At 61.4% G+C, this 6,799-nt stretch carries 6 protein-coding genes and 3 pseudogenes; 6 read left to right on the top strand and 3 right to left on the bottom strand.

Annotation, left to right across the window (positions count from 1 at the left end; genetic code table 11):
- From G3N93_RS31060 to G3N93_RS31040, 4 genes and pseudogenes are all read left to right on the top strand, one after another.
- A pseudogene (locus tag G3N93_RS31060) lies at positions 1-139 on the top strand (3-hydroxybenzoate 6-monooxygenase); the annotation flags it as partial.
- Between the two features lie 16 nt (positions 140-155).
- A pseudogene (locus G3N93_RS31055) lies at positions 156-449 on the top strand (HU family DNA-binding protein).
- Between the two features lie 35 nt (positions 450-484).
- Positions 485-1,572 (top strand): annotated as a pseudogene (locus G3N93_RS31050) (YhcG family protein).
- 238 nt (positions 1,573-1,810) lie between these two features.
- Positions 1,811-1,975 (top strand): hypothetical protein, encoded by a 165-nt coding sequence (locus G3N93_RS31040; protein WP_174984778.1) that lies wholly within the window; start codon positions 1,811-1,813, stop codon positions 1,973-1,975.
- A gap of 643 nt (positions 1,976-2,618) precedes the next feature.
- Here the strand turns inward: G3N93_RS31040 and G3N93_RS31035 are convergent.
- Entirely contained in the window at positions 2,619-2,864 is a 246-nt protein-coding gene (locus G3N93_RS31035) for a helix-turn-helix domain-containing protein (RefSeq protein ID WP_041492845.1), read from the bottom strand.
- Positions 2,865-2,954: 90 nt separating this feature from the next.
- On the opposite strand from G3N93_RS31035, the gene G3N93_RS31030 reads away from it, so the two are divergent.
- Positions 2,955-3,416, top strand: coding sequence for a hypothetical protein (locus G3N93_RS31030; protein ID WP_174984775.1), 462 nt, complete (start codon positions 2,955-2,957; stop codon positions 3,414-3,416).
- Between the two features lie 113 nt (positions 3,417-3,529).
- The gene (locus G3N93_RS31025) at positions 3,530-4,048 is read left to right on the top strand and encodes a 3'-5' exoribonuclease (protein WP_174984772.1); all 519 of its coding nucleotides are present in this window, start codon (positions 3,530-3,532) and stop codon (positions 4,046-4,048) included.
- An 81-nt stretch (positions 4,049-4,129) separates the two neighbouring features.
- Here the strand turns inward: G3N93_RS31025 and G3N93_RS31020 are convergent, their stop codons facing one another.
- Together G3N93_RS31020 and G3N93_RS31015 are read right to left on the bottom strand one after the other, a co-directional pair.
- A complete protein-coding gene (locus tag G3N93_RS31020; protein ID WP_174984769.1) occupies positions 4,130-5,896 on the bottom strand; it encodes a phage integrase family protein in 1,767 nt (588 codons plus the stop codon).
- A gap of 402 nt (positions 5,897-6,298) precedes the next feature.
- On the bottom strand, positions 6,299-6,799 hold a 501-nt coding region (locus G3N93_RS31015; protein ID WP_206134669.1), incomplete at its 5' end, for a hypothetical protein.

The raw sequence follows: 6,799 nt of genomic DNA, 5'->3' as shown, positions 1-6,799 counted from the left end.
GCGGATCTATCACGCGAAGGGCGTCGAGCGGCAGGTGCGCAACGGGCTCTGGGTCGGCCGCACGCAGGCGCAGTTCTACGACGCGCTCGACTGGCTGCACGGCTGGCGCGCGGAGGATTGCCTGAAGACGGTCGCATGACGGAACCGAGGGTTACTTGACCAAGCAGGAACTCATCGATGCGATCGCAGCGGACACGGGTGTCAGCAAAACCGACGCAAGCAAAACCGACGAAAGCAAAACCGTCCAGGCAGTCTTGGGCGCGATCACGGACGCAGTGAGTCGCGGCGAATCGGTACAGCTCATTGGTTTCGGCGTGTTTTCGCAGGTGCAGTGAGCTGCTCGTGCGGGACGTAATCCGACGACGGGCGCGGAGATTGCCATCCCGGCCGCGAAAACCGTGAAGTTCACTGCCGGCAAGGCGTTCAAGGACGCGGTGAACGCGCTGTGACACAGTGCGATGTCGGGCAGGCCGCTTATGCCGGCCTGCACCGTGAAATTGCTGATGTAGTCGCGTCGGCGCGCGAAGCGACAGCTCGCACGGTCAACGCCCTGATGACGGCGACATATTGGGAGATCGGGCGACGAATCGTTGAGTTCGAGCAGGGCGGGGAGGGGCGTGCCGCTTATGGCGAGACGGTGATCCGCCGTTTGGGAACCGATCTGTCAGAGCGATTTGGTCGCGGCTTTGGACGGCGCAATCTCGCACAGATGCGCGTCTTTTATCTGACGTGGCTTGCGGACCGGATTGTGCAGACAGTGTCTGCACAATCCACGCCCGCCCGGAACGTCCCGACAGCGTCTACAAAATCAACCAAGGCAGCGGCGAAGGTGCCGACTGGCGTGGCGTTTGAGCTAAGTTCAATCGCTCAGGCTTTTCCGTTGCCCTGGTCCGCCTACGTTCGCCTCCTCGCGGTGAAAGCGAAAGCTGCTCGCAACTTTTAGGAAACCGAAGCGCTGCGTGAGGGCCGGCCTGTGCGACAGCTTGACCGTCAGATCAGCAGTCAGCTCTATGAGCGGCTGGCGCTGTCACGCAACAAGGCGTCCTTGCTCGGAAAGGCGGCTGAAGCGCAACCCGGCGATCTTCTATCGCCTGAGGAGGCGATCTGCGATCCGTTTGTCCTCGAATTTCATGACATGAAGGACGAATATTCGGAGTCGGATCTCGAAGCAGCCTTGATTCAGCATTTGGCTGACTTCCTACTCGAGCTCGGTGATGACTTTGCGTTCATAGGTCGCCAGCGGCGTCTACGGATCGATGACACTTGATTTCGAGTCGACCTTGTGTTTTTTCACCGGCGCTTGCGACGCCTGCTCATTATCGATCTGAAGGTTGGCCGCTTCAGCGATGCGGACGCGGGGCAGATGTATCTCTACCGCAACTACGCGCATGAACATTGGATGAAGCAGGGCGAGAACCACCGGTCGGTTTGATTCTATGTGCTGAAAAAGGTGAGGCCGAGGCGCATTATGCATTCGGCAACCTACCGAACAAGATACTCGCAGCGGAGTATCAGACGGTCCTCCCGGATGAGGCCACTTTCGCGCGAGAATTGGAGCGTACCAGAATCTAACTGGAAACTGGAGCGCCGTGGCCGCAAGGCGTGACTTCCCGTCCGAGGGATCCGAGATGCGGGCATGCGTGGAGTCTGTGAATCACACACATCAGTCAACGCATTATGCGTTCGCTTCGAAGCAACCAGTGGTTTTCTTCGTGAAGTCGGCAACCGACCTCTGCTATGCAGGCGCCACTTCGATGTGGCAGCAGGTGCGCCATCCGCACCTGGTGGCATTCGATCCAGGGTCGCGGACATGGCGTTGCTGTACGGGGCAGGCCCGACAGTTCCGGTGTTCTGCCCAGCGTTACCTAGACTGGCGCAAAAGGTCGAGAACGTCTACTTTCCGACGCTGCAGGCGCGCATCGAACTCAAGGAGGAAAGCACCGCGCGCTGGCGGGCGATCAGGAAGGGCACTTGAGTTGCCGTCGGGGCCGCTGCGGCCACGGGCGCGTCGTGATCGGGCGACGTCGATCTGATCGGCATCCCGTTTGAGCGGCGCTGCGCGGCAAGGGAGTCCTGGCGCCGGCGACAGGCGGTCACTCACGAAAAAGCCCGTGAGAAGCGTCATTTTGTTGTGCGCACAACCAATTTGACATAAGCTAAATTGCCATCCGGCCGTACTGTAGCAGCCATATCCTATTGTCGTGTTTTTGACTGCTGGCATGCTGGACGGCTCGTTGAGCTGGCGCGGAGCCGACCATGCAACCAGCCGGATTGGTGACACTGACGATGCGAGAGCTTGATCGACTCAAGGTAATCCAGGCCGTGGTGGACACGACCTTCGCAACAACGCGCTGTAATTCAGATTGTCGGCGAGCAGTTTGCAATAGGACACTTCCTGGACATCGGGGCGCGACTATCTAAGAGTGTGATTCGAGTGGATGCGCGTCTCTTTGATGTAAGCAAGCTCAATATTCGATGAGAGTCGGTGATGTCGCGCCAATGGTGATGGGATTGCTTATCGCGGCCTTCCTCGTCGGTGAGTTGGTGAGTCACAAGTCCGCAATCACTATGAACGCTGGCGTGACAAAGATTGGCCTTGCACGCAAAACACTACTGCTTTAGAGACCAGAGCTTTTCAGAAGCTTTGATGGTGAAATATTCAGAGCGTCAGCGATTCGGATGAGGTTGAGGATGGTCAAATTGCGCTGGCCTCTTTCGATACGGCCCATGTGACTTCGATCGATTCCCGTGAGAAGGGCAAGCGCTTCCTGCGAGACGCCAAACTCCAGCCGGCGAGCACGGACCGTCGCGCCAATCGCGGCCAGATGTCCTGCATCGTCCCGTTTGCCAGATACCCTTTGCATCCAATGATGGTCGCGGTATGATGCTCGTTTGGCCACGGCATTTACGACCCATTTTCTCGGGTACGGCCAGTTTCTCTAGCTGCAAGGCATATGTTTTTGATTCAGGATGGGAACCGTCTACCGTTTCAGTCGGCGATGGCCGGTGCGGCTGTATGGGCGGTGATGGAACAGTGGACGCCTGGCGACTTACTGGTACTACGGGTGTCTGAAAAGCGAGCACGCGGGATTCCCTGCGTGATCTGGACGGATCTCACATCGGGAGCAGCATCGCTGAAGCAGTTTCTCGACGGCAGTAACGTGCTGCGAGGGGCGGCGGTGGTCAGCACGCGCCGTGCGCGTCAGGTAGATGACTGGTATCTGGATCCACTGAGCGAAATCCGGGTTGGGGCGACCGAATTAAGCGCGGACGACCGCACATTGCTGACGGTGACGCAGTTCACGACGGTGACGGGGCGAAAGTTTTCCGTGCCGAGCGGTTTCGCGACGCGCTACGCCCGAGGCAAAAGAGTCTGGCAAGCAAGGCGATCGCGTCCGGGCTCGGCGCCGAAATGATCGAGAAGGGCGCGTGTTCCGATGGACAGGCCGTGTGCGCGGATTTGCCTGTCGTAGTGGGATGGGGAGGAAGTCCGGGTGTTATGTGCTGAATGTGCCCAAGGTGAACGACTATGACGTATACCCGCTTCCACAACGGGCCGACTTGGTCGGTACCATCCAACGGTCGTGGCAGTTGGGGAAATCGTTTCTTCGTCGATACCGAGTTCACGGATTTCGAGGCACCTCAACTCATTAGTCTCGCCATCGTCGGGGAAAACGGATCAGAGTTCTACGGCGAATGCACGGACTACGATACTGCGCGCTGTAGTGACTTCGTTCGGGCCGCGGTGCTGCCGCAACTGGGGCGATTCAGGGAGCGCGCGATGCCGTTTAATCAACTGCGTCAGGCGCTACGGGCTTGGATCGGAGGTATCCCGACTGGCTCTAAGCCGGTGCTCTGCTATGACTTGGTGACAGACTTGAACCTGGTGCAATTTCTATTCGATGGCCAGTTGCCTGAGGGTTGGATGCTCGAGGATATCCGTGGCCAGATCGACCCTCGGCGGCAAGCCGAATACTTCGCACGGCATGGCGGCGAGCACCACGCACTGCACGACGCTCGAGCGAACGCGTATGCTTACATCGGTTGACCGTGATCCAGTCGAGGCCGCTGCGTGGCCGGCAGCAATTTTTTCCCCTATGCCGCACCTAGCCTCGTGTGTTTGACGCGACTATTGGACTGCGCGGGACGTGCCTCGACGATGTGATCGACGGGGCTGGCGCTGGAAGGCCGCGCTGACCTGGCGCGCACGCTTTGCCTCTTCTCCATGGAGATAGGTCGAGGTGGTGGCCACCGACGCGTGGCGCAGATTGTCACGCACGACGACCAATTCCACCCCGGCGTCCAGCGCATGCGTGGCGTGCGTATGTCGCAGCCAATGGGGGCTGGCGTGCCGTAGCTTCTCGGCAAGCGCCGGATGACGGGCGTTTGCGCGCTCGGCCGTCTCCCGAAAAAACTCACCTAACACCTGCCGCAACCGCGTCGCACTGATGCCGGCGTGGCGTTCCCCGCGACGCTCTGCATTGAGCGCGGCGACCAACGGTGTCGCCGGATGCCAACGAGTGCGCATGACCGGCAGACCCCGCGCCTTCAGTGCGCGCCGCAGCGCGTCTCGCGCGAGGGGCGGCAGGGCAACGCGCCCCGATTTCGCCCCTTTTCCTGTTACCTGCAGCCATAAGGCGCCGCGGGCGTCAGCCGTGATGCCGCCCAGTGTCGCCGCCACCAGTTCCTGTGCCCGCAGGCCCGTCGCGTAGCCGAAATCCAGCACAAAACGCAGTCGCTCTGCAGCCGGTGCGGTCCAGCCAGTCCGCTCGACCTGGTCGGCCGCAGCCCGTACGATCTTCCATTCCCGGCCAGTCAACGCCCGCCCGGTATCGAACGGTGCACGGGCTGCGCCGCCGCGCACTGTCACGCCTGCAAACGGATTGAGCACGACGTAGTGCTGGTCAACGAGCCATCCGAAGAGCGCGCGCAGGATGGCCAGCGCATGGGCCGCCGACCGCGCTGTCAGGTGTCCCGTGAACGGACGCCACGCGGGCGTCGTGCGCGGGCGCGGTGGACCGATCCAGCGGGCGGCGGGCGTCGGATGGCGCAGGAAGGCCCGATAGGCGATCGCGTCGTCGGTGGTGAGCGACGAGAGGGGCTGGCGGCGCTCGACAATGGCCCACAGCAACAGCCGTTCGGCCTCGCGCCGGTAGGCACGCACCGTATGGGTGCCCTCGTGGAGTACCAGCCATGCCTCGATTGCCTGGTGGTCGTTGGCGGCGGCGAGGCCGCAGGTGTCGGGCGGGGCCCGGAAGCGGCCCCGCGAACCATCCAGGTCAGCGGGCAGTGCATCCAGGGACCATCGCGGGATCAACTGAACGGTCGCGGTCTCGTACGGAACGAGCGCGGCGGCACGCTGGGCCAGGTTCGAGTGCGCCGCGACAAAGGTTGCGACGCGGTGCGCACCCTGGCGCCCCAGCCCAGGCATCGCTAGCCACCAGCCTTGGCGATGGGCCATCCGGACCAGCAGGTCGGCGAACGAGTCGACGCCAGCGGCCGCCAGTGCACGCACGATGCGCGGCGGCAGCCAGTGGGTCACCGGGTCGGTCGGCTGTGGCGCCGGGATGGGGGTCGTCCGCAGGACGTCGAGCGCGGTAACGACCCGTGCCGCGTGGCGGGTACGATCCGCGGCCGGATGCGTGAATAGCGGGATCAGATCATCGCGCCGACGGGCGGCTGCGCACGCGACGAGCTGGCGACGGATGCGGCTCAGGAGGCCACGCGATGACTGGCCATCGGCCTTGCGGTGCGGCAGGTAGCGCTCAACTGCCGCGCGGGCCGTGAGCCCGGCGTGCCAGGCACGCAGGGCGGCCAGCGAAGCGAGATCGGGCAGGGCGGGCGCAGTGAGATTTCCGCTGGCTGGCCCTGCGGAGGAGGTCGACGCAGTTCTCATGCAACCAGTTTAGGTCGCGCGCAAGGCACTGGCGATAAGACTATTTATCGCAAGTTTCCTATTTGCACATCTGGTCGTGAGGTGACGTTTCACGTCGGGTGTGGATGGCAAGTCGAACACTGCCGCGGCCGGACATGTTTGCGTAAACGGGTGATATTTAGCTCAATTCCCCTGGAGAGTGGGCTAGGTGATACCTGGCGGGCGCCCGGTGTTGGCAAGCGGTTGCATGTCGGATTGACTGTTACCTGCCAGACGCCTGGATAGGTCATCGAGCGTCGAAAATGATCGGTCCTATCTCGCTTGAACTGCAGACAAAAGCAGGCGATGTGCCGCGGCATGTGCCGTGCCTGTCTTTAATGGATGACCGGACATGACGGCGATCATGATTCGGGCATGGATCCACTACATCGAGGAGGCGTTGCTTGGTCCATAAACCGAGAGAGAAGCCGTCCCGGGAGGCAACTTGATCGTGGGCCCCAGAACTCGGGCTTGAGCCGCGTTGATCCATGCAAATCTCAACGCTCGACAACCCCGTATCCCCTCGACAGCGGGGCTTTTCAAGAAAAACACGGTGGTTTCGACCGTGTCGCCGGCGGATAGATTGACCGGAAATACCTTGGGCGCGGGAAAGGTTGGCATGGGCTGTGGCATATCTGACGACTGCCATGCAGAGATCATCACGTTGGGCGCGCGATCGCTGACGCATGCAACACTTGGTTCGGTCAGACTCTCCGCGTGATTGGTCGGGTTGCTGATGCGTACAACGATTTCGTCAATGGAGCAGCCCCCTGAAACGCCGGACACAGTCACCCACTTACAATAACGGGTAGGCATAAGACTGTGTTTTTGACTAATACCAGGCAGGAAGTGATGGAAGTGTTGACGGGCCCGGAGCGCCGGCGG

The sequence above is a fragment of the Burkholderia sp. Se-20378 genome (assembly GCF_017104665.1).
In the GTDB taxonomy this organism is placed as follows: domain Bacteria; phylum Pseudomonadota; class Gammaproteobacteria; order Burkholderiales; family Burkholderiaceae; genus Burkholderia; species Burkholderia lata.
Note: the sequence above shows the minus strand (reverse complement) of the source record. Positions and strands in the feature narration are given on the sequence as shown.